Origin of the sequence: Candidatus Symbiopectobacterium sp. NZEC127, assembly GCF_025962675.1 — a bacterium.
Classification (GTDB): Bacteria; Pseudomonadota; Gammaproteobacteria; order Enterobacterales; family Enterobacteriaceae; genus Symbiopectobacterium.
In genome coordinates this window covers 1-557 of the sequence record NZ_JAGFPG010000079.1, presented here as the reverse complement: position 1 = coordinate 557, position 557 = coordinate 1, and the positions used below count along the sequence as shown (strand labels likewise).

General features: G+C 55.5%; 1 protein-coding gene and 1 pseudogene. One reads left to right on the top strand and one right to left on the bottom strand.

Annotated elements, in window-relative coordinates:
- Positions 1-397 (top strand): DUF3251 domain-containing protein (locus tag J5069_RS24010; protein WP_264646147.1); only part of this gene is annotated, 397 nt, incomplete at its 5' end.
- A 55-nt stretch (positions 398-452) separates the two neighbouring features.
- Here J5069_RS24010 and J5069_RS24005 read toward each other — a convergent pair.
- Positions 453-557, bottom strand: a pseudogene (locus J5069_RS24005) (protein translocase subunit SecF); the annotation flags it as partial.

The following is a 557-nucleotide window of genomic DNA, read 5'->3' as shown; positions in this document are numbered from 1 at the left end:
AGCCCTGGAGCAGCAAAATACCTTAAACAGTCACTCTACCCACGGCGTGTATCTACTACCCAGTGCGAAAAGTAGCGCAATGTTGCAAAGCAACATTGGCAAACTGAGCATTTCCCTGAGCCATATTGAACCCGAGGCGAATGGCGCTCAAGCGCTGCTGCACGTTCGGCTACTGGAAGGTACGGCACTGCCTGCGTTTCGCGCGCAACTCGACTGGGGTCAGATCGATCCGGTCAGTAGCAAACCGTTGCCGAGCGAAACGCACACACAGCCGCTGGTACTCGACGCCCCCCTATTGCCCAAAACCGAAGCCGTATTTGGTGTACGGTTGAGCGGTGTTACGCCGGAGCAACTCGGGTTTATCCGCCTGCATCAGGTTGAAACCGACCGCCCCTGATGCATAAAAAAATCCCTGCCGTAGCAGGGATTTTTCTCAACGTTATCGAACAGGGTTAAGGCAGGATCGAGGGTTGATCCGCGCCTTCCTTCTCGACTTTTTGTACCAGCAGGTGTTCGCGCTTCATCCCGAGCTTCAGCGCCAGCGCTGAGGCCACGTA